The following is an 18,758-nucleotide window of genomic DNA, read 5'->3' on the forward strand; positions in this document are numbered from 1 at the left end:
CAGGAGCTATGTTCGGGTCTAACATCTGACGAGGATAAGTTTGGTCGTGTTTGAAATGGTCAAGGAAATACACCATATCCGAATTGTAAATATTCTGCTCGCTCAATGGATAAAAACGATAGCCATTGTAGTAATCTCGCAAATCTTGCATTATTTGCTCTTCTCGGCTCTTGTCCTCTAAAACCAAGTTCAATAGTTCTCTTACCTCCCCTTCCGAAAAGCCCATCATTGCCTCAAAATCTTTGTGATGAGTGAGGTGCTTGACAATATTAAAGCCACTCGTCAGGCTATCCATTGTAATAGGCGAAACCCCTGTAATGAAAAATCTATCTACTATACCCTGCTGGGTAGCGTTTTTGATAGCCTCGTAAAACTTTCGTACATAACCATTCAGCGATACCGTTTCTTTGAACTCTTGAATACTGCGGGCAAGAATTTCATTCGTAAAGTGGTCGTATTCGTCTATGAGTAAGTAGATAGGTATTTTTTCCTTTGCCGTGTATGCATCAAAAAAGTTAGCTAATACTTTCTCAGCATCATAAATGCTAAAAATCTGCTCTTTAATCGTTTTATCAAAAAGATGATATTTTTCAATAAAACTCCATAACTGACTGCTCACTCGGCTATTAAAGCCGTCTTGACTGCTTTCACGCGTATCTGTATTGATAGCACTAAAATTAAAGTACAATATCCGATAGCTATTTGCCCTTGCAGTCGGATTTTTACCAATATAGTACCGACCGAAAAGTTCCTGAAAATCTTTTTTTCGCCTTATATCATAATAATGCTCCAATAGCGATACAAACAAACTTTTCCCAAAACGGCGAGGACGCAAATACACCAAAAAACGTTCCCGCCTTGTTTCCAGTAACTCTATGTAGGAAGTCTTATCTACATACACATACTCGCTGACTACTTGGGGGAAATTACTCAATCCATAAGGAAAGAAAACCTGTTTCATACCGCAAAATTTACTTTTTCTGCAAAAAACCTGACAGATTTTGTCAGGTTTTCTATCATTTTGGAGTTTAATGACTCATTTTTTTGCCTAAACTTTCCTCATAGATGCGTTTGGCTTCTTTGGTAGAAATCACTTTTTTCCCATCTACCTCAAAATCGCCTGCGGTTACTCTACCCAAAAATGTATAAGGCACTCCCTTTTTCTCCAAAAACTTTTCAAACTTCATTGTATCGCGAGGCTTGCCACTCACCGAAACAATTGCCCTACCCTGACTCTCACCAAAAAGAAAAGCATCTTTGCGATAAAGTGGCTGAGTAGCTATGCTAAAACCAAAGCCTCTCGGCAATGCCGATTCTACAAGAGCCACCCACAAGCCGCCATCAGAAATATCGTGAGCAGAACGAACAAGTTTGTTGCGAATAAGCCCCTTGATTAGTTCTTGCAATTGATATTCTTCTTCCAAACTAAATTCGGGGGCAGGCGAACCCTTTATGCCCAAATAGGAATACAAATATTCTGAGGAAGCAATGCAGTTTTTGGTATGCCCTAAAAGGTAAATCCAATTTCCTTCCTCTTTGAAGTCCAAAGTAGTTTGCCATTCTCTTTTTTCTAAAATACCTAACATTCCAATCGTTGGTGTAGGGAATACAGGGATTTCTTTGCCGTCTATGTTGGATTGATTGTAAAAACTAACATTTCCTCCTGTTACAGGTGTATTGAACTTACGGCAGGCTTTTCCCATACCTTTGATAGCCCCCACAAACTGCCAATACACCTCAGGGTTGTAGGGATTTCCAAAATTGAGACAATTGGTAATAGCCACAGGCTCTCCTCCACTGCAAACAATATTTCGGGCGGCTTCGGCAACTGCTATCATTGTGCCAATTTCGGGGTCAGCTTGTACGTAACGAGAGTTACAATCTACGGTTATCACGATAGATTTATCTGTACCTTTTACCATTACCACCGCCGCATCAGAAGGAGCGTTTGTACTTTGGTTGGCTGTTCCTACCATTGAGTCGTATTGTTCATAAACCCATTTTTTAGAGCAAATATTAGGGTGTGCAAGTAAAAATTTGGCAATTTTAGGAATGTCTTTGTCTGTAATATCAGGAACGCTATTGATATTAAATTTTTGATATTCGGCATAATAGGCAGGCTCTTTGTACTCGCGTACATATACAGGGGCACCGCCCCCCAAAACCAAACTAATCGCAGGAATTTTGGCAACCGTATCGCCCAGTATCATAAAACGCAAGATGCCTGTATCGGTAACTTCTCCAATTTGAGAGCAGTGTAAATCCCATTTTTCAAAAATAGCTTCTATTTCTTTTTCTTTTCCCTTTTCTACTACCATTAGCATACGCTCCTGCGATTCGGAAATGAGAATTTCGAAGGGTTGCATATTTTCTTGCCTCAAAGGCACTTTATCTAAGTGAATATCCATACCTACACCCCCTTTGGCACTCATTTCCGAAGTAGAGCAGATAATACCCGCCGCTCCCATATCTTGTACGCCTACTACAAAACCCGTAGCAATGGCTTCCAAAGTAGCTTCCAAAAGCAATTTTTCTTGAAAAGGGTCTCCTACTTGCACAGCGGGCAAATCTTTGATACTTTCGCCAGTAATATCTTTGGAAGCAAAAGCCGCCCCTCCTACTCCATCTTTGCCTGTTGCCGAACCCACAATATACACAGGGTTACCTACGCCTTTGGCTATGGCTCGGGCAATTTTATCTGTTTTCACAACCCCCGCCGAAAAAGCATTGACTAATGGATTTATCGTAAAGGAATCATCAAAGAACACCTCACCCCCTACGGTAGGCACACCGAAGGCATTGCCATAATCGCCAATGCCCTTTACTACCCCTTTGAGCAGAAAACGCACCCGCTCATTATCCAAATTGCCAAAGCGAAGCGAATTGAGCTGAGCGATAGGTCTTGCCCCCATCGTAAAAATATCACGATTGATGCCCCCAACTCCCGTTGCGGCTCCTTGGTAAGGCTCAATGGCTGAAGGGTGATTATGCGATTCTATCTTGAAACTTATAGCGTACCCCTCTCCTATATCCACCAAACCTGCATTTTCTTCACCTGCTTTGGCAAGCATACGAGGGGAATCTTTGGGCAAGGTTTTGAGCCAAACAATAGAATTTTTGTAAGAGCAATGCTCCGACCACATTGCCGAATAACAGCATAGCTCCGTAAAATTAGGCTTTCTGCCAAGAATTTCAACGATTTTATGATATTCTTCCTCTAAAAGTCCGAGTTTGAGGGCGGTTTCCAGTAAATCGGGACGAGTTGCCATTGAAAAATTTTTTTAGATTTGTGAAAAAACCTTTTTCAAGCCTCAAATTTCTAAAAAATTTTGAAGCCTGCAAATAATTACCGAAACTTGTAAGATTTTTCCACAGAACAAAGAGCCTACAAATTTGGTTTGCTTCAAAAAACAAAGGTAATGGAAACGATAATTCCCTACAAATCAAGTCAGAAAAGTAAAAAAGAGCAAGTCGCAGAAATGTTTGATAAAATTTCGCCTACTTACGATTTGCTCAATCGCTTGCTCAGTGCGGGTATTGATAAAAGTTGGCGAAAAAAAGCCCTCGCTATGCTCAAAAGTAGTCAGCCACAAGTTATTTTAGATGTTGCTACGGGTACAGCGGATTTAGCTATTTTGGCACAAAAAATGCTTAACCCTCAAAAGATTGTAGGGATTGATATTTCAGAAGGTATGCTGGCTTTGGGCAAAGAAAAAATACAGAAACTGGGGCTAACTGAAAAAATATCGCTTCAAACTGCCGATTCTGAAAATTTGCCATTCGCCGATAGTATCTTTGATGCTGTAATGGTATCTTTTGGTGTTCGGAATTTTGCTCATTTAGAACAAGGTTTATCGGAAATTTACCGAGTAACCCAGCCCAAAGGCAAAATAATGATTTTAGAATTTTCCAAACCTTCGGCTTTCCCTATCAAACAACTGTATCAGTTTTATTCTAAAACTTTTTTGCCTTGGCTCGGAAAACTTATTTCCAAAGACAAAGCCGCTTACGAGTACCTACCCGAATCAGTAGAGGCTTTCCCCGAAGGCAAAAATTTTGTGCAAATTCTTGAAAAAATTGGCTTCAAAAATGTAATTTGCAAACCGCTTTCTTTCGGAATTTGCTCGGTGTATATGGGCGAAAAATGATGGTTAGGGAAATAAGAAGAAGCGGGAGACAGGAAACAGGAAACAATACTAATTTACAATGCAAAACTTTAATTCTTTGAACATCAAAAATTTACACTCTTGAATGCCAAATAGTTACCAAATACTTACGATATGAAAAAAACTTGCATTGCATTTTGCTTTTATCTTTTGAGCTTAAATATGGTTTTTGCCCAAGGGCATATTACGCATTTGGACGATTATGACGAGAAGCCTATGCACTATGGTTTTGTTTTGGGGCTTAATCATAGTTGGTTCAGTATTCGCACTTCAGATTTGAATGCTTCTTCCAATTGGATTGTCAATAACAAACCAGCTTGGGGTTTTTCAGTGGGGCTTGCGGCTACCTTTCAGCCTGCTGAACTCTTGGCAATTCGTCTTTCGCCTACGGCTGTTTTTGGGCAACGTATCATTCAATTTCAAGATGCAAATACCAAACAAATCACTGAAAAAATTGTAGAAAATACCACCGCAGAGTTTCCTCTGATGCTTAAAATCAAATCTTTACGCAGGCATAATGCTCGTATGTTTATGATAGCAGGCATAAAGCCTTATTTTTCGCTTGGCACAAAAGCCTCGCAAGAGCCTGAACGCATACGCATACGCAATGCAGGTTTTGCCATAGAATATGGCTTTGGCACTGAGCGTTTTTATGAAATGTTCAAATTTGCTCCTGAAATTCGTTTTACCCATACATTGGGCAATTTACTTGTTCCCGACGATAACCAATTTACCAACCAAATACGCAGTTTGGTTTCGCATAGCGTTTCGGTATATTTGTTTTTTGAATAAAATTTGCTTTTCTTTGAGAAATTTTTTTCGGCTATGAAACTAAAAATCAGTAATGAGTTCAAAGTAGGTGTATTAGGAATTGCCTCGCTTACTTTGCTCTATTTAGGGTTTAATTTTTTGAAAGGAAAAGATTTTTTTGCCGCAAGCCATTACTACTATGCTTTGTACGATGATGTACAAGGTCTTGCCCCCGCCAGTTTGGTGAAAGTGAATGGCGTTACGATTGGCAGAGTGCTTGATGTAAAGTTTTTACAAAATGCCAAAAATCCCCGTCTGAATGGCAAAGTGCTGGTTACTATTGATTTGAACGAAAAAATCAATATGGGTAAAAATACCCTTGCTCTCATTGATAAAGACCTTTTGGGGGGCGTGAGTATTGATTTACAATTGGACTACAAAGAACCCTTTTTACGCTATGACGACACACTCAAAACAGGCATTAAAAAAAGCCTACTAAGCAGTGTGCAAGACCAAGCCAGCCCCGTACTTGCCAAAGTAGATAGCATAATGATAAAGGTCAATGATATTTTGGCTGATTTTGAAGGTATTGGTAAGAATGTAAAAAATACACTTCAAACTTTTGAAAAAACTGCTCAAACTTTGGAAGGAACTATTGCTGAAAATAGAAACAACCTTTTGGGTATTACGGGCAACTTCAAGCAACTCTCGCAAGACCTTACCCAAACCAGCAAACAATTGCCTGATATACTGAAAAAAGTAGATGCTTTTGCCGATTCTTTGCAAAAAATTCATTTCAACCAAACGCTGAATAAGGCAGAAAAAACTCTTGCCGAATTGCAAACCTTACTTGCCAAACTCAATAAAGGGGAAGGCACTTTGGGACTTTTGCTCAAAGACCAAACTTTATATGAAAACCTTACCAAAACTTCGGCAGAACTCACCAAATTGCTTATTGACTTACGCCAGAAGCCGCAAAGATATATTCGTTTGAGGTTTTAGTAATTGGTGAAAGCGTAAAAAAGAATGTTTGCCCCCATTTTGAGAGCCTGCTGACGTAGCTCTTCGGGGTTGTTGTAAATGGATTGGTCTTCCCAGCCATTTCCCAAATCACATTCGTAAGAGTAAAAACAGACTAACCTGCCTTCGTAAATCAAGCCAAAGCCTTGTGGGGGTTTACCATCGTGTTCGTGTACTTTGGGCAAACCATTCGGAAAGCTATATTTGATATGATAAATGGGGTGATTGAAGGGTAATTCTACAAAATCCAGCTCGGGGAATACCTTTTTCATTTCTGTTCGGATATATTTATCCAAGCCGTAGTTGTCGTCAATATGTAAAAAACCACCTGCAATGAGATAACGGCGAAGATTTTGGGCTTCTTGTGGCGAAAAAGTAACATTGCCGTGTCCTGTCATATACACATAAGGATAAGAAAAAATTTCAGGACTGCCCACCTCTACCACTTCATCTTTGGGGTGCAGGTTCATACGCAAATTTTTACGGCAAAAATCAATCAGATTGGGCAGAGCTGTTTTATTAGCATACCAATCGCCACCGCCATTGTATTTAAGTTTGGCAATTTTGAGCGTAGCGGTTCTTTGAGCAAAAAGCAAATTAGCATTGAGTAGCCAACTTGCCAGAATAATGATATTAAAAAACTTTGGCATCAATTCTTTCAAGACCTGTTTTTTGTTCAAACCAACGAAGCGAATCTTGGTTTTTATCGCCTGTTTGTGTATCACAAACGAAAAATAGATAAAAAAGTTGCAAATTTTCGTCTAAACGTGTCAAAAGTTTTTCTAAACGCTCTTGGGCTTTTTGTGGTCTTTGGCAGAAATACTCTTCTCGCCAAGCGTGATAGGCTTCATCGTGCAGTTCAATAATATCCAAAGTGGCTTTATCCAAAATGTATTTTTCTGCAAACTGACGAGCAATAAAAGCGTGATGATTCGCACCGATGCGGGGTTGTTTTTCATCAACTTTGTGCTTAAAAGTATCGTGAATGAGCGTAATTAGGCGTAATTTTTGGTAATCTGTTTCAGCGATTTTCCAACGCAAATTATCCACATTCGCCAGTACCTCGTGAATATGAGCTATGATTTTACCTTCGGGGTGTCCGTAGCGAGGTTTTCCAAAAAATAGCCCCTCTTGCCATTCTACATCTTCCACAATGGCTCGCTCCAAATCGGAATGTATATCCAGCTCAAAATAGCCCCAAGGCGTTTGAATATATTGTAAAGTTTTTATCATAGGCTACCAAACTGCATTTTAAGAAACATTTACAAAAATACTGCCAAAAATGCAGTTTCGGAAAGTAAAAATTAGATTTTTTTCACTTTTTGAAGTAAATCTGCGATATTTTAGACTTTTCAAAGAGCGATTTTGTATTTTTCTTATTTGTAAAATTCAGCTACTTTTTGGGCTGTCCGATAAACTTCTGTAAAAGTATTGTAAAGTGGCACAGGAGCCATACGCACAACATTGGGTTCTCGCCAATCGGTAATAATACCATTTTTCAGAAGAAAATTATGCAATTCTTTTCCCTTGCTTTTGGCAAAAATAGAAAGTTGGGCGGCTCGGTGTGGCGGATTTTTGGGGGTAATAATTTCAATATGCTCCCCTGCAAGCTCTAAGAGCCACTCATAAAGATAATGCGTAAGCAAATTACTTTTCGCTACGAGCTTATCCATTGTAGCTTCCTGAAAAATTTGAAGTGATGCCTGATGTACTGCCATTGGCAAAATAGGCTCATTAGAGAGTTGCCAACCATCGGCATCAGGAATGGGTTTGAAGCCTTTTTTCATCAAAAAGCGTTCGCTTTCTATTTGCCCCCACCAACCCCCAAAACGAGGTAAATCAGCGTGATGATGCTTTTCGTGAATAAAAATACCTGAAACCCCACCTGGACCCGAGTTCAGATATTTGTACGAACACCAAGTTGCAAAATCTACTTGCCAAGCATTGAGTTCAAGTTTTACATTACCAACGGCGTGAGCAAGGTCAAAGCCTACTGTTGCCCCTACTTCGTGGGCTTTTTGGGTGATTTTCTGCATTTCAAATACTTGCCCTGTGTAATAATTCACCCCACCAAACATCACCAAAGCCAATTCATCACCTATTTGCTCAATAGCTTGCAAAATACTTTCAGTGCGTAATGTATGCTCGCCTGCAAGTGGAGCTACTTCAATGATGTTTTCATTGGGCAGAATGCCTCTTGCGAGCAAATGCGTTTCCATAGCGTACTGGTCCGAAGGGAAAGCCCCCGCTTCCATAAGTACTTTGGTGCGTTTGCCCACAGGATTGTAGAAACTTACCAAAAGCAAATGCAAATTAGTGGTAAGGCTATTCATTATAGCAACTTCGGAAGGCTTCGCTCCCAAAATTTCAGCAAGCAAAGGTTTGATAGGCTTACGGAACTGCCACCAAGGTTGCTCTCCTACAAAATGCCCCTCAACACCGTATTCAGCCCATTTATTCAATTCTTTTTGTATAGCTTCGCTGGTAGCTTTCGGCTGAAGCCCCAAGGAGTTTCCACACAAATAAATTACTTCTTTTCCCTCGTGTTTGGGAATAAAAAAACGATTGCGAAAGTGCTTCAATTCATCTTGGGCATCTAAATCTTGTGCCAGAGCAAGTTTTTCAGACATAAATGATTGATTGAGTTAATTTACAAGTTTTTAGTGTATGTAAATTTTTGATTTTCAAAATTTTGAAATGGAGCTTATCCAAAAAGATACTCTTCTATTTTCTGCTTTTTGCCATTTCAAGGCTTTTTTTCATTTTTTCGCTGACTTTCGCAATTTTTTCTTTTTCTTTTTCCAAATAGGCTTTCTGCTCTTCAGGAGATTTTTTATCCCAATTTTCATCAAACTCTCTCATCCACAAATCCATTGCTTTGTAGGCATAGTCCAGTTCTTGCTGAATTTGCTTGAATTTGCCTATTTTAGCTGTATCTTTTTGTTTTTCAAGCTCTTGCAATTCCATTGTGAGTGTATCTCGGTATTTGGCAATGATATGATGAGAAGGCATTACCTCATCGTGAATAGCCATTACCTCTTCAAATAATTTTTGGTGCGGCGAGTTATTTTCTTTTTTGGTTTCACTCACCTGACAAGCCGAAAGTAAAGCTGAAAGTAAAATTAGCTTTTTCATTGATTTTTAGATTTTTAAGTTACAAAATTAAGCAATTAAAAGCATAACGCAAACAAGTAACGCCCAAAGCACAATTTTAATTTTTGAAGGACTTTCTCTGAACTTTTCCAACACTTGTATAAGGTATCTGTGTTACAAATTCTATTTTTTTCGGAATTTGAAATTTTACCAATTTATCAGCAAGCCACAATTTTAATGCTTGTTCAGTAACTCCCTGATTGGGCTTAACTACAACAAATGCCTTCAAAATTTGTCCAAAATCTTCATCTGCAACTCCTACAACCACAACCTCTGCAACAGCGGGGTGTTTGAGCATAACTTCTTCTGTGTAAATAGGATACACATTCTCCCCACCCGAAATAATCATATCATCTTTTCTTCCATAAAGAAAAACAAGTCCATTATCATCTAACCGAGCCAAATCACCAGTATAAATCCAGTCTTTGGGATTGATTGTCCAATCACTTTTGATGCATAGTTCGCCTATGCCTTCTGCATTTGGGCTATCAATACGAACTCTTACGCCTTCAATGGGTTTGCCAATAGTTGCTATATTTTTTTCTAAATCCTTGGGGTTTGCTATAATGCAAAATCCTGCTTCAGAGGAGCCATAAAGATTGTACAAAATGGTTCCCAATTTATCAATAACTTGCTTGGCTGTTTCCGTAGGCAAAGGAGCGGCACCGCAAACTATACATTTAAGAGAAGCTAATGCCTTTGTATTTTCCAAAAGCAATCTGCGAAGCATTGTAGGCACAAAAGTTGCCACCTCAATACGATATTTTTCTATACTCTCCAGCGTTTGTTTCGTTTCAAATTTCTTGCAAATATACATACTTTTTCCCAAAGCAACTGACATCAGTAGGGTAGCCAATCCGTAGCCGTGAAATATTGGAACTGCAATATAAACTGACTCATATTTATCAATCTGTAATTCTTTGATGAGAGCATAAGTGGGATAAATAAATGCTTTGGCAGAAGCCTTATGCTTGGCTGTCTTAAAACCACCTGTTGTTCCACCAGTGAGTACGATAATTTTTCCTCCAAAACCTTTCGGTATAGTATCTATTGGGGAGGCAGTTTCCAACTGATTGATATTGATTAGTTTTTTTGATATTTGCCCCGAAAGCCTATCCAAATGCTGATTTTCGCATATAATTGGCTTTAATTGGTGTTTTTCTTGTAGCGGCTGCAATTGCTCTGCTGTTATATCTGGATTGAGTAAATAAATATCTGCCCCTAAATACGAAAGAGCAAAAATAGTTTCTATTTGCTCAACAGAATTATGTAGTAATACCCCTACTTTATCTTTTTTACGAATATAGCAAGCGGCGTGCAAAACATAGGCTATTTTTTGAGTATTTTGCAAGAATTCTTTATATGTAAAATTTTTATTTTCAAAGCATATAGCAATCTTTTGGGGAAATCTATAAGCCGAATAAGCAAGTAAGGTCATCAGATTGAAGCCATACTTGTAGATGCTAATAAACAAATACCAAAATCCTTTCGGAGTAAAAACATTTAGCAGGTTTAGAATAAAAAATATTCGGCTTATCATTATCATCTTTTTTTGATGTATAAAGAACTTATCCAAGCCCAGAAGTTATTACGCCAAATACCTAATATGGTAATCGGATATGCCCACCAAGGTATAAAAAATTTTTTATTTTTTTTATAGATAGTTTTGGCAATTACAGCCGCCACTTGTTCAGGTTGCATAGCAGGAGCATTTTCGTAAGCCTTTGTTGGGCTTATCATTCTCGTTTTCACCAAAGGCAAATATAAAGTAGAAATGGTAATATTTTTTTGGCTTAATTCTGGGGCAATACATTGTAGCCATTGGTCAAAGGCAGTTTTTGAAGCCTGATAAGCCGCCCAATAAGGTGTTGGAGGCATTCGTACGCTCAAAGCCGAAATGTTTATCAGATGTCCTTTGCTTTCTGCTAAAATAGGTAACAAAGCCAATGTAATACTGACAGGTGTTAAATAATTGAGTTGTATGGTTCTTGTGAAGTCGTGGTATCTTTCCAATGAATCCCAAATAGAGCGTCTTATGGATTTACCTGCATTGTGTATAAGAATATCTATTTTTTTTATTTCCGTTTGAATAAACTGATTAAGTTCCTTTACTTGCGTTTCCTCATATAAATCTGCCCTAAAAATACTAACCCGACAAGCCTTCTTTTCCAATTCATTTTTCAAAAATACAAGTTTTTCTTCGCTTCTTGCTACCAAAACTAAATGCACTCCTGAAACAGCCAGCAGATAAGCCGTTGCCTCCCCTATTCCGAAAGTTGCACCAGTAATAAGAATAGTTTTCCCTTGAATGGCTTTTTCAAGACGCTTTTGGTTAATTTTTGAGGTAGGAAACAATATTTTTTCCAATAACCGCTTCAAATCCACTTTAATAAGGTTTGATACACTTTCTTAAATTATTTGCGTTCAAAAAGGTCAAAGGCTCAAGCGTTTGAGATATACGAATTATCTATTTATTAGCTACTTCAAACTCCACAAATTTATCATTTTTCCAAACTATAATAGGCTTCATTTGTCCTTGCCAATAGAGAATTTCTCGGTAATCTTTGGTAGGGAAAATAGCAATATCGGCAGAAAATCCATTTTGCAACCTTCCTTTACTATGATGCAAGTTTAAGGCTTTTGCGGCACGAAAAGTAATGCCCGCCAAAGTTTCAGCAGTAGAAAGTTTCTGACTCGCGGCAAGCACCGAAGCCTGCAAAAGCAAATCGCCCATAGGAGCAGAACCCGGATTCCAATCGGTAGAAATGGCTACACAAGCCCCAACATCAAGCAACTGACGGGTAGGGGCAAAATTCATTCCCAAACCCAAAGAAGCACCGGGCAAAACAACCGCCGTTGTTTCACTATCGGCAATCATTTTTATTTCAATATCTGAACTTGCTTCCAAGTGGTCGGCACTTAGGGCTTTCATTTCTACTGCCAAACGGCTTCCACCCGTAGTGAATTGGTCGGCGTGAATGGTAAGTTCAAAACCTGCCTTTTGGGCTTTTTGTAAATATGCCTTTGCTACTTGATACGGGAAAGCTGTTTCCTCTACAAAAATATCTATTCTTTTGCAAAGATTTTCTTGCCCTAAAATAGGAAACAAATCATTTACCAAATACTCTAAATAGGCATTTTTATCTGGAAACTCAGGGGGTAAGGTATGGGCGGCAAGACAGGTAGGCACAAGGTCGGCGGTGGTTTGCAAAGAAGCCCGCTGAATTGCACGTAAAATTTTCACTTCCTCTTCTACCGAAAGCCCATAGCCTGATTTTACTTCTATGGTAGTTATGCCTTGTTTCAACAAAAAGTCTGCCCTTTGGCGAGTATTTTCAATGAGTTCATTTTCAGAAGCCTCGCGAGTTTTACGCACCGAATCTAAAATTCCACCACCTGCTTTGGCAATATTTAAGTAAGTTTCTCCTGCTATTCGTAAAGCATAATCTTTCGCCCTGTTGCCTGCAAAAGCAATATGCGTATGGCAATCTACCAAACCGGGCAAAGCTACTAAATCCGCATAAGGAAACTCTAAAATTTCTACGTTTAATTTTTGAGCCTCTTTGGCGAGTTTTTCAAAATTTCCAACTTTGTTTATTTTCCCATCTTCAATCCAAATACCTGCATTTTCAATGATTTCAAGTTGTTCGTCTTTCAAAGCTCCTTTGAAAGGAAGTGCTTGAAACGTGAGAATTTGTGCGAATTTACCCAAAAGTACCTGCATTGGTGTTAGTTTTTCAGATTATATTTTTTCAGAAATTCATCTTCAAGTCCTAATTTATCTTGTACAACATCTATGGGAATACCTAATTCCAGCATTGTCAGTACACTTTTTAACCTTTCCTGCTCCTTTTCTTGTTGTAATTTTTCTACCTTCTGACGCTCCTCTTCTGCTCTAATTCTTTCCTGTTCAGCCTTTTTTTCTAAATCATTTATGCGTTCTTCATATTCATTCATCTCCGTCAGAAAGTCATCTTCCGCTATCATTCTCTTCCGTAAATCCTTCTCTTGTGCCGCAGACTGCAATCGCCGTATTATCGGACGATACTTCTCGGGAAAATCCTCCTCCCTCACATTCAAAATGTGATAATCCTCCTCCCTATTACTCTGGTCAAATATGCTCAACACCTTCTCTAACTCACTCTGATAACGTGGCTTCAAATAAGGTATATTCACCACTATACCCTTATGAAATAACGAAGGTATAAAATGACCTTTCTCCTCCAATATCATACCATTCCGCCTGTCTCGTATGCAATTGTCCACCTCTATCACCGGAATACCTGCATACTCCTCCAATCCATATCCTAAAAAAAATATCGCATATATCGGCAAACCCGCCTTGTATCGCCTCCCTGTATTCCGCAAGCTCACCCAATAAAAATACTCCCGCTTCGCATACTGACTGCCCAAATATGTCCTAAATCGCAACATATCATTCGTTAGCTTACTCTTTTGTACTTCTATGATGATTAACTTCTCCTCTCCACTCTCACTCTTTATCTTTGCCGTAAAATCTATCCGATACACCGTTAGACCTGATGACAACTGAATACTCGGATTGCTCTGCTGACGCTTCTTTGCCTCCTCAAAATCAAAATCCGCCAGCAACTCCTGTGGTAAAAAAACCAACTCCAATATCTCCTGACCTATCAATGCCGATAGCAACAACTTCGCCACTTTGTTGTCCTCCATTAAATACTTGAATACTACGTCATATAAAGGATTTAGTATCTGCATAGCAGTAACTTTATTTTTCAAACAACTTTTCCTTAAAAATAATTCCTAACTCTGAAAGTTCTTGTAGAATAGGCTCATACATTTCTTTATGAAGGGGTAACAGCACTCCTCTTGAACTTATTTTACCTTCCAAAACAAGTTTGCAAGCCATTCCCAAAGGCAAGCCTACGGTTTGAGCCATAGCAGTATGCAGACTATTTTCGCCTATCACTACAAGTTCAGAAACAATTTGCTTTTGGCTTTTTCCTTGCTCAAAATCAAAAATATGTTGCATAACAATCATATCTTTATCTTGCGGCTCTAAACGCCATTTCTGCTCTAAAATGAATTGCAAAATTTGGGCTGGGGTAGCCTCTTTTTGTGGGTAATGGAGCAATTTTGAACTGAACATTTCCAAATACTCAAATTTTTCCAAAATTTCTTGCTCCTCATTATCAGGAATTTGCAAAGTTTCTAAAAAAATAGTTTGCAAAGAAGCATTACGAGAAGGCAAAAATGTAGCAAGAAATTGAGCATAGGTAAGGTTTTGGGTGGGCAGAAGGGTTTGGTTATCCGTCATTCCGAGCTGTACGAAGCAATCCCAAGCCTTGCAAAAGCCTTGTTTGCGAAGCGTACCACGCAATAGTGTTTGCACTTTCTGCAAACCATACACTTCCTGATAGCTCAAAGAATCACGATTGGCATAGCCTTCAAAAATACCATATCCTTCCACTTTGCAAATTTCAATACGCTTGAATAGTTGCTGATAAGGAATATATTTGATTTGCCCATTTTCAAGGTATTTGGCTACGCCCTGCCCTGCCAGCACTACATTCTGCGGATTCCAAGTAAATTTATAGTGCCAAGGATTGGTATCGTATTCAGGGGCAATCAGACCGCCTGTAAAAGATTTGAAACCTATAATTTTCCCTTTTTTGGCTCTAATATTATCCAAAATTTGCATTGCCGAAAGGTGGTCTATACCAGGGTCTAAACCAATTTCGTTCAAAAAAATTAAATCCTTTTCTTGTGCCTCTTGATGCAGCGAAAGCATTTCGGCAGAAACATAAGACGCAGTAAGTAAGTGCTTCCGTTCTTTCAAACAAATACGAGCCACTGAAACGTGTAAGGCAGGCGGGAGCAGAGAAATAACAACATCATTTGCCGCTATGAGCTTTTCAGCCTCTTGGGTATTCTGAATATCAAAGGTAAATGCTTTCAAATTTGAATAAGGCTTGATTTTCTCTTGCACCAATGCTTTCTGCATATCTGCTACACTTACTTGCCATTTGTATTTTTGAGCATTTTCAGCCAAGTATTTGATAAGCGTAGAAGCCGAACGACCTGCTCCAAGAAGTAAAACTTTGTGTTTCATAAACTTTTGCGTTGTTTGCATTGCAAAATAGCACAAAATTTCACAATTTTCAGAAAAAAAAGTATTTTGGCGGGAAATTTTATATTTTTGAGGCATAAATATATTCCGTAATGCTTGTAAAATTTATTTTGAAGGCTGTTATATTGTCTTTTCTGCTTATTTTTTCAGGTTGTGCCATTGGTTTTCGTTCGGGAATGATGAATGCCAAATATCCAACAGATGTTTTTTGGGATAAAGAAGAGCCTAAACGCCCTTACGAAGTGCTTGGCGATGTAAAAATGCAAAAAGAAAGCTACTATGCCCCCGAAAAAAAGCGTAAAAAACAATACTATGGCGATTTGCCCAAAGGGTATAGCTACGACGAGAAAGAAGTAATGATATTTTTTCTTTCTCAAAAAGCCAAAGAAATGGGAGCCGATGCCATTATGAACCTAAACTATCAGGTTTTTGTGAGCCAAACCAAATACGGCTACGACTTGAAAGCCGTGGCTATCAAATATAAATGAGCTTCAAAGGTTTGAAGGTTCGCAATTCTAATTGTTGAATGTCTTGTGTCTAATGTCAAAAAATTATGAAAGTTGCCATCATTGGCGGGGGGCTGGCAGGTAGCTTGCTGGCGGTGTATATGGCTCGCCGAAATTATGAAGTACATATTTTTGAAAAACGTCCTGATAGCCGCAAAGTAGGCTATGAGGGAGGTCGTTCTATAAATTTAGCTCTTTCGCACCGAGGCATCAGAGCTTTGAAAGATTTGGATATTGCCGAAGAAATTTTACCTCTTGCTATACGTATGCGTGGGCGTATGATACACGATTTGCAAGGTGGTTTGACCTTCCTTCCCTATGGTAAAGATGAAAACGAGTACATCAATTCCATTTCTCGTGGTGGGCTAAACGAAGCCTTGATGAATATCGCCGAAAGATACCCAAGAGTAAAATTTCATTTTGAATGTCCTTGCTTAGATATTGATTTTGAGCAAAGTATTGCTTATTTCAAAGATTTCAACTTTCAGGCTGATGTTATTTTTGCAACAGATGGAGCTGGCTCTATCGTAAGGCAAAAAATGCAAGAAAAAGGTTTCTGCCAAGGCAATACCGATTTTTTAGCCCACGGCTACAAAGAACTGGAAATTCCTACGGGTTCTAATGGTGAGTTTCTTTTGGATAAAAATTCTTTACATATTTGGGCAAGAGATTCGTTTATGCTCATAGCTCTGCCTAATCTTGATGGCAGTTTTACGGTTACGCTATTTTTACAAAATGAAGGCGAAGAAAGTTTTGCTTCGCTCAATACGCCCTATAAGGCTCGTCAGTTTTTCCAAAAGTATTTTCCTGATGCTCTGGCACTTATGCCCGATTTTGAGGAAGATTTTTTCCGAAATCCTGTGGGTTTGCTCGGAACACTGAAAAGCTATCCTTGGAAAGCTCACAAAACACTGCTTTTGGGAGATGCCGCCCACGCCATTGTTCCCTTTTACGGACAAGGTATGAATGCCTCTTTTGAAGATTGCTATCTGTTAGATAAACTCATTGATGAGTACAACCAAGATTGGGAACAAATCTTTGAAGTTTATCAGAAAAACCGCAAGAAAGATACCGATGCCATTGCAGATTTGGCTTTGGAAAATTTTATTGAGATGCGTGATAAAGTGAATGATGAGGACTTTCAAAGAATGCGAAAATTGGAGTATTTTTTAGAAAACAATTACCCCGATTACCATTCCAAATACTCAATGGTTACCTTTCACCCCGAAATTCCTTATTCGGTAGCTCAAAAATTAGGAAATAAGCAAAACGAGTATCTTTTAGGGCTTTGTCAGAAGTACCAAGATATACACGAAGTTTCTTTGCAAGAAGCCTACAATAGCCTTAAAAACTTGCAAAAGCAAGTTTTGACTTAGCCTTTTTGAAAATTTCACTAAAAATGCTTGCTTCCATTGAAAAAAATTGTAGCTTGCCAAAGAAAAGAGTTTGATGTTCAAAGTTTAATGTTTTTTGTTAAACTTTTCACCTTCTTATGCTAAGCAAAATGTATGAAACGCTGTAAGACAAAGTTAGGCTATTTTGTTTTGAAAGAGTGTGGAGCGGTGGCAGTTGCTCAATGCAATCATTGTAAAGGCTATTTTTGTATAAAACATTTGCACGGCGAGTTAGAGGCTATCAAAGGTTTAGAACCTGATAGAGAAACAGGTATTATCAAAACCAAACCTGAAGAGCGTGAAATTTTGTGTGTAGAATGTTTTGCTAAAAAGCACAAACAGAGCACAGCTACTACTACCAGCACCTCCGATTATGATGATTGGCTATGGTATTTTATGATGAGGGATAATTTTTATCGTCAAAGCAGTTTTCGTCCTTTTTCTCATCAGGATAGTAGCAGAATGAGAGAAAGAAATGAAGAATTTGCAGATGAAACCTCTGATGGTGGCTTTTTAGATAGCTAAAAAATAATTGTGCAATTCTAATTGTGTAATATGTAATAGGAAACAGGAAACAAGATACAAGAAACAGGATTTAAGAAAATAGAAAAAATATGAGATAAAGCCCTTAAAGACTTAAACTTCAAATCCTGAACTTTCTGAACATAAATAGCTACAAAACAAAATCTTATACAAATTTTGCCTTTCAAACCTTTGAACTCTAAACTTCTGAACCCTCACTTTTTAACGCAAATAGTTGTTTTAACCTTAAAACCCTCAATTCTATGGCAAATGGAAAAAATGCACTTGTAACAGGAAGCACCAGCGGTATAGGTTTAGGCATTGCCAAAGCCCTTGCACAAGCAGGCTACAATGTTATGTTTAATGGATTGGTACGCAATGATGAAGAACGCAACGCCGCCGAAAAAGTTGCCCAAGATGTAGCCAAGGAATATGGCGTAAAAACGCTTTTCAACCCTGCCAATATGATGAAAGGTGAAGAAATTAGGGCTATGATAGCCCAAGCAGAGCAAACTTGGGGCAGTGTTGATGTACTTGTAAATAATGCGGGTATTCAGTTCGTTTCTCCTATTGAAGATTTTCCCGAAGATAAATGGGATGCTATCATAGCCATTAACCTTACCGCCGCCTTTCATACCAGCAAAGCCGTATGGAAAGGAATGAAAGCTCGTGGTTGGGGCAGAATTATCAATATTACTTCGGCTCACGCTTTGCAAGCATCAGAGTTCAAATCGGCTTATGTAGCTTCCAAACACGGCGTTACAGGACTTACCAAAACGCTTGCTCTGGAAGGTGCTACCTGCGGAATTACTTGCAATGCTATCTGCCCGGGCTATGTACTTACCCCTTTGGTAGAAGGACAAATTCCTGACCAAATGAAAGCCCACAATATGAGCCGTGAGGAAGTTATCCAGAAAGTAATGCTCTACAAACACGCTATCAAGGATTTTGTTACCGTAGAACAAATCGGTGCTTTGGTGGTGTTTCTTGCCTCCGATGCCGCTAAACTCATTACATGCGTTTCAATTCCTGTGGATGGGGGCTGGTCGGCTCAGTAAGTTTTATCCAAACCAAAGGGCAGTTTATCTGCCCTTTTTATTTTATGATTTTAGAGTTCAATCCCAGTGAGGGAAAA

At 38.8% G+C, this 18,758-nt stretch carries 18 protein-coding genes; 7 read left to right on the forward strand and 11 right to left on the reverse strand.

All coding sequences use genetic code 11. From position 1 onward, the window contains the following. On the reverse strand, nt 1–961 hold a 961-nt coding region (locus ACWITO_RS05815), incomplete at its 3' end, for an AAA family ATPase (protein WP_448529061.1). A 67-nt stretch (nt 962–1,028) separates the two neighbouring features. Next, nucleotides 1,029–3,269 (reverse strand): phosphoribosylformylglycinamidine synthase subunit PurL, encoded by a 2,241-nt coding sequence (gene purL, locus ACWITO_RS05820; RefSeq protein ID WP_448529062.1) that lies wholly within the window; start codon nt 3,267–3,269, stop codon nt 1,029–1,031. Nucleotides 3,270–3,419: 150 nt separating this feature from the next. Between purL and ubiE the strand changes: the two genes are divergently transcribed. From ubiE to ACWITO_RS05835, 3 genes are all read left to right on the forward strand, one after another. Continuing rightward, nucleotides 3,420–4,148: a bifunctional demethylmenaquinone methyltransferase/2-methoxy-6-polyprenyl-1,4-benzoquinol methylase UbiE gene (gene ubiE, locus ACWITO_RS05825; protein ID WP_448529063.1), complete on the forward strand. Its 729-nt coding sequence runs from the start codon at nt 3,420–3,422 to the stop codon at nt 4,146–4,148. A gap of 132 nt (nt 4,149–4,280) precedes the next feature. Continuing rightward, the gene (gene porT, locus ACWITO_RS05830; protein WP_448529064.1) at nt 4,281–4,958 is read left to right on the forward strand and encodes a type IX secretion/gliding motility protein PorT/SprT; all 678 of its coding nucleotides are present in this window, start codon (nt 4,281–4,283) and stop codon (nt 4,956–4,958) included. A gap of 33 nt (nt 4,959–4,991) precedes the next feature. Further along, nucleotides 4,992–5,918 (forward strand): MlaD family protein, encoded by a 927-nt coding sequence (locus tag ACWITO_RS05835; protein ID WP_448529065.1) that lies wholly within the window; start codon nt 4,992–4,994, stop codon nt 5,916–5,918. Here ACWITO_RS05835 and ACWITO_RS05840 read toward each other — a convergent pair. From ACWITO_RS05840 to ACWITO_RS05880, 9 genes are all read right to left on the reverse strand, one after another. Next, on the reverse strand, nt 5,915–6,586 hold the full coding sequence (locus ACWITO_RS05840) for a DUF4159 domain-containing protein (RefSeq protein WP_448529066.1): 672 nt from the start codon (nt 6,584–6,586) through the stop codon (nt 5,915–5,917). The genes ACWITO_RS05835 and ACWITO_RS05840 overlap by 4 nt on opposite strands. Then, the gene (locus tag ACWITO_RS05845) at nt 6,570–7,169 is read right to left on the reverse strand and encodes a hypothetical protein (RefSeq protein ID WP_448529067.1); all 600 of its coding nucleotides are present in this window, start codon (nt 7,167–7,169) and stop codon (nt 6,570–6,572) included. The genes ACWITO_RS05840 and ACWITO_RS05845 overlap by 17 nt, the downstream gene beginning before the upstream one ends. 143 nt (nt 7,170–7,312) lie before the next feature. Further along, nucleotides 7,313–8,566, reverse strand: coding sequence for a kynureninase (kynU, locus tag ACWITO_RS05850; RefSeq protein ID WP_448529068.1), 1,254 nt, complete (start codon nt 8,564–8,566; stop codon nt 7,313–7,315). A gap of 94 nt (nt 8,567–8,660) precedes the next feature. Beyond that, nucleotides 8,661–9,071 (reverse strand): hypothetical protein, encoded by a 411-nt coding sequence (locus ACWITO_RS05855; RefSeq protein ID WP_448529069.1) that lies wholly within the window; start codon nt 9,069–9,071, stop codon nt 8,661–8,663. 76 nt (nt 9,072–9,147) lie between these two features. Beyond that, the gene (locus tag ACWITO_RS05860) at nt 9,148–10,629 is read right to left on the reverse strand and encodes a class I adenylate-forming enzyme family protein (protein WP_165778087.1); all 1,482 of its coding nucleotides are present in this window, start codon (nt 10,627–10,629) and stop codon (nt 9,148–9,150) included. Nucleotides 10,630–10,631: 2 nt separating this feature from the next. After that, on the reverse strand, nt 10,632–11,468 hold the full coding sequence (locus tag ACWITO_RS05865; protein WP_448529070.1) for an SDR family NAD(P)-dependent oxidoreductase: 837 nt from the start codon (nt 11,466–11,468) through the stop codon (nt 10,632–10,634). Between the two features lie 88 nt (nt 11,469–11,556). Then, a complete protein-coding gene (hutI, locus tag ACWITO_RS05870) occupies nt 11,557–12,813 on the reverse strand; it encodes an imidazolonepropionase (protein ID WP_448529071.1) in 1,257 nt (418 codons plus the stop codon). 5 nt (nt 12,814–12,818) lie between these two features. Beyond that, nucleotides 12,819–13,637, reverse strand: a complete 819-nt coding sequence (locus tag ACWITO_RS05875; protein ID WP_448529072.1) for a hypothetical protein — start codon at nt 13,635–13,637, stop codon at nt 12,819–12,821. Nucleotides 13,638–13,839: 202 nt separating this feature from the next. Beyond that, the gene (locus tag ACWITO_RS05880; RefSeq protein WP_448529073.1) at nt 13,840–15,183 is read right to left on the reverse strand and encodes a saccharopine dehydrogenase C-terminal domain-containing protein; all 1,344 of its coding nucleotides are present in this window, start codon (nt 15,181–15,183) and stop codon (nt 13,840–13,842) included. A gap of 110 nt (nt 15,184–15,293) precedes the next feature. Between ACWITO_RS05880 and ACWITO_RS05885 the strand changes: the two genes are divergently transcribed. The 4 genes from ACWITO_RS05885 to ACWITO_RS05900 all read left to right on the forward strand — a co-directional run bounded on the left by ACWITO_RS05885 (nt 15,294) and on the right by ACWITO_RS05900 (nt 18,681). After that, nucleotides 15,294–15,689 carry a hypothetical protein gene (locus ACWITO_RS05885; RefSeq protein WP_448529074.1) on the forward strand — a complete coding sequence of 132 codons (396 nt, stop codon included), beginning with the start codon at nt 15,294–15,296 and terminating at the stop codon, nt 15,687–15,689. A gap of 65 nt (nt 15,690–15,754) precedes the next feature. After that, nucleotides 15,755–17,083, forward strand: coding sequence for an FAD-dependent oxidoreductase (locus ACWITO_RS05890; protein WP_448529075.1), 1,329 nt, complete (start codon nt 15,755–15,757; stop codon nt 17,081–17,083). 132 nt (nt 17,084–17,215) lie between these two features. Further along, a complete protein-coding gene (locus ACWITO_RS05895; RefSeq protein ID WP_448529076.1) occupies nt 17,216–17,626 on the forward strand; it encodes a hypothetical protein in 411 nt (136 codons plus the stop codon). Between the two features lie 260 nt (nt 17,627–17,886). Beyond that, nucleotides 17,887–18,681, forward strand: coding sequence for a 3-hydroxybutyrate dehydrogenase (locus ACWITO_RS05900; protein ID WP_448529077.1), 795 nt, complete (start codon nt 17,887–17,889; stop codon nt 18,679–18,681). Nucleotides 18,682–18,758: the final 77 nt, after the last annotated feature.

Source organism: Raineya sp. (genome assembly GCF_053497555.1).

Coding starts and splice junctions, on each gene's coding strand:
- ACWITO_RS05885 (WP_448529074.1), top strand. CDS start 15,294: ATGCTTGTAAAATTTATTTTGAAGGCTGTTATATTGTCTTTTCTGCTT.
- ACWITO_RS05900 (WP_448529077.1), top strand. CDS start 17,887: ATGGCAAATGGAAAAAATGCACTTGTAACAGGAAGCACCAGCGGTATA.
- ACWITO_RS05845 (WP_448529067.1), bottom strand. CDS start 7,169: ATGATAAAAACTTTACAATATATTCAAACGCCTTGGGGCTATTTTGAG.
- purL (WP_448529062.1), bottom strand. CDS start 3,269: ATGGCAACTCGTCCCGATTTACTGGAAACCGCCCTCAAACTCGGACTT.
- ACWITO_RS05895 (WP_448529076.1), top strand. CDS start 17,216: ATGAAACGCTGTAAGACAAAGTTAGGCTATTTTGTTTTGAAAGAGTGT.
- ACWITO_RS05890 (WP_448529075.1), top strand. CDS start 15,755: ATGAAAGTTGCCATCATTGGCGGGGGGCTGGCAGGTAGCTTGCTGGCG.
- hutI (WP_448529071.1), bottom strand. CDS start 12,813: ATGCAGGTACTTTTGGGTAAATTCGCACAAATTCTCACGTTTCAAGCA.
- ACWITO_RS05860 (WP_165778087.1), bottom strand. CDS start 10,629: ATGATAAGCCGAATATTTTTTATTCTAAACCTGCTAAATGTTTTTACT.
- ACWITO_RS05880 (WP_448529073.1), bottom strand. CDS start 15,183: ATGAAACACAAAGTTTTACTTCTTGGAGCAGGTCGTTCGGCTTCTACG.
- ubiE (WP_448529063.1), top strand. CDS start 3,420: ATGGAAACGATAATTCCCTACAAATCAAGTCAGAAAAGTAAAAAAGAG.
- kynU (WP_448529068.1), bottom strand. CDS start 8,566: ATGTCTGAAAAACTTGCTCTGGCACAAGATTTAGATGCCCAAGATGAA.
- ACWITO_RS05840 (WP_448529066.1), bottom strand. CDS start 6,586: ATGCCAAAGTTTTTTAATATCATTATTCTGGCAAGTTGGCTACTCAAT.
- ACWITO_RS05855 (WP_448529069.1), bottom strand. CDS start 9,071: ATGAAAAAGCTAATTTTACTTTCAGCTTTACTTTCGGCTTGTCAGGTG.
- porT (WP_448529064.1), top strand. CDS start 4,281: ATGAAAAAAACTTGCATTGCATTTTGCTTTTATCTTTTGAGCTTAAAT.
- ACWITO_RS05835 (WP_448529065.1), top strand. CDS start 4,992: ATGAAACTAAAAATCAGTAATGAGTTCAAAGTAGGTGTATTAGGAATT.